Origin of the sequence: Bacillus sp. FSL R5-0585, from assembly GCF_038004545.1 — a bacterium.
GTDB lineage: Bacteria > Bacillota > Bacilli > Bacillales > Bacillaceae_G > Bacillus_A > Bacillus_A cereus.
The window spans coordinates 4,012,501-4,015,000 of the sequence record NZ_JBBORJ010000001.1 but is presented as its reverse complement, the minus strand read 5'-3'; the positions used below and the strand labels follow the sequence as shown (position 1 = coordinate 4,015,000).

Below are 2,500 nucleotides of genomic sequence, written 5' to 3'. Positions count from 1 at the left end.
TCGTGGGCGTAGGAAATTTGAGAGGAGCTGTCCTTAGTACGAGAGGACCGGGATGGACGCACCGCTGGTGTACCAGTTGTTCTGCCAAGGGCATAGCTGGGTAGCTATGTGCGGAAGGGATAAGTGCTGAAAGCATCTAAGCATGAAGCCCCCCTCAAGATGAGATTTCCCATAGCGTAAGCTAGTAAGATCCCTGAAAGATGATCAGGTTGATAGGTTCGAGGTGGAAGCATGGTGACATGTGGAGCTGACGAATACTAATAGATCGAGGACTTAACCATATAATATGTAGCAAATGTTATCTAGTTTTGAAGGAATATGCCTTCAATAGTTTGGTGATGATGGCAGAGAGGTCACACCCGTTCCCATACCGAACACGGAAGTTAAGCTCTCTAGCGCCGATGGTAGTTGGGACCTTGTCCCTGTGAGAGTAGGACGTCGCCAAGCAAGAACCTAAGTCATTTTGACTTAGGTTCTTTGTGTTTATTTTTATTATTTTTAATTTAAAGGTAAGAATTACCTTTTCAAGAATATAGTCCAGATGTAAAAAGAATGTTTGTGATCTTACATAACCTTTTGTGCTTTTAAAGGATTTTACATTAGAAAAAATCTATAATTAAGGTAGTTAACATATATTTTTGATGGGTGTGGGGGATTATGAAAGAAATATGCATGTTATTAGTGGCTGTTATATTATGGGGCACAGCCATTGCGCCAACAAAATGGGCGTTAGAATCTATTCAGCCGTTTACTTTGTTATTTATTCGTCTTTTCTTTGCAGGTGGAATTTGTATGCTATTCTCATTTAAGCAATTACAAAAATCAGTTGTACATAAAAAAGTTCCATGGAAAAGAATGAGTTTGTTAGCTTTTACCGGTGTAGCTGGTTATTTTATGTTTACATCCTACGGCATTTCTTTAACAAGTGGATTACATGTGAGTATTATAGATGCTGCGTTACCATTGGTTACAATTCTTTTTTCAGCACTCTTTTTAAAAGAGGAAATTCGATTGAATTATTGGATAGGAATTATATTGGGTGCTATAGGAGTACTCTTTATTACGATTCCATCTAAAAGTGCTAATCAAGAAGTGTCCTTAATAGGAGATATACTAATATTATTAAGTACTTTTCTATTTGCTTTCTACACAGTTTTGCTAAAACGACCAAAACAAGAACAGTATTTATCAAACGAGGTTTTTACAACATTAACTTTAATTATTGGAGCTGTTATTCTCTTACCGTTTGCACTGGTAGAAATTTTTTATTACGGTCTCCCAAAGGTTGAAACTTGGAAAACGGGACTTAGTGTAATATACCTTGTTATTGGAGCAACAATTTTAGCATATTGGTTTTGGAATAAAGCGCTAGAGAGAGTTTCAGCATCAGTAAGCGGATTATATTTAAATGCATTACCATTAATAAGTATTGTTACTTCAATTATTCTATTAAATGAATCTCTGACATGGAGAGTAATAATGGGAGCAAGTTTAGTTTTAATCGGAGTAGGATGGGCGGATAAGCAAAAGTTGTGTAATCTATTAAAAGGTAACAAGGTGGAGAATAGAGACTGTTAAACAGTATGATTTATATAATTGAAATGTTAAAAAGATACCTTATATATGAGGTATCTTTTTTATTTAGCAAAGATAATAGACTAAAGTTAGTATGGATATTCTTTGCTGTATTTATATGTGTCGAAATCATTTTGAAATATTGTTTGGACAAGTTGTATACATTCAGTATCATAAAAGCTTTCAAAAGTTGGATGACGTGGAAATAAAGGATCAGTAATATCGCCTTCGCTAAAATCCCCTTTATAAATCATGGCGGGAGTTTGATGATGCCATGATGTTGAGAACTCATTTATTGGTGCGGTTTTTAATTCGAAACGCTTTTCTAATTCTTTCATTTCCTGATCGAAGTTTTCTAAGTATATATAGTTGGTCACATATTCTTCTTCACCAGCTATATATTGTTGTGTGAAATGTGGGTTAATATCACTTGCGTGAGCTCCTTTCATAAATAGATAGTATAGAAATTGTTTAAATGAGATTCCTTTGGAGGAATTTTCATCTTGATATAAAAACTTTCGGATGGGTTTCCATTCGGGATGTTCCATATAAGGAGGTCCAATTAAGGATACGAAAGAACTGACTGCTCTCCTATAAGGGTTACGAACAAGTTTAAAAGTTTCTTTTTGTTTTTCTCGTAGAGCTATTCCTAGTCGTACACTATAGGCAGGTGTACTTTTGTATATATCATATTCATAATTATGAATGAAAGGACTATAACTTAGAGCGGTTTGTAATAAATCAATCTGGTAAAAGAACCACTTAGCAAGAGAAGTACAACCGCTTTTTTGACTCCAAAATAGAATGATTGGAAACTTCCTATGATAGTGTGGGCTTCTTGAATGGGAGCTTATGATGTGTAATAAAGAAGGATTGAACAAGTTCTACACTCCTTTCAGTTATCTTATTGATATGTATGAGAAAT

At 34.9% G+C, this 2,500-nt stretch carries 2 protein-coding genes and 2 rRNA genes (1 of these 4 cut by a window edge); 3 read left to right on the top strand and 1 reads right to left on the bottom strand.

Going from position 1 to position 2,500, the window contains the following annotated elements; translation table 11 throughout:
- The 3 genes from MKY38_RS20665 to MKY38_RS20655 all read left to right on the top strand — a co-directional run.
- Positions 1-281: ribosomal RNA gene (locus MKY38_RS20665) — 23S ribosomal RNA — on the top strand; it begins 2,641 nt to the left of the window's first position.
- A 50-nt stretch (positions 282-331) separates the two neighbouring features.
- Positions 332-447, top strand: a 5S ribosomal RNA gene (gene rrf / locus MKY38_RS20660).
- A gap of 210 nt (positions 448-657) precedes the next feature.
- A complete protein-coding gene (locus MKY38_RS20655; protein ID WP_065223798.1) occupies positions 658-1,578 on the top strand; it encodes a DMT family transporter in 921 nt (306 codons plus the stop codon).
- A gap of 86 nt (positions 1,579-1,664) precedes the next feature.
- Here the strand turns inward: MKY38_RS20655 and MKY38_RS20650 are convergent, their stop codons facing one another.
- On the bottom strand, positions 1,665-2,456 hold the full coding sequence (locus MKY38_RS20650; RefSeq protein WP_000483015.1) for a sulfotransferase family 2 domain-containing protein: 792 nt from the start codon (positions 2,454-2,456) through the stop codon (positions 1,665-1,667).
- Positions 2,457-2,500 lie beyond the last annotated feature (44 nt).

What these genes read in the sequence shown, in the direction of transcription:
- MKY38_RS20655 (WP_065223798.1), top strand. Translation starts at nt 658, where the DNA reads ATGAAAGAAATATGCATGTTATTAGTGGCTGTTATATTATGGGGCACA.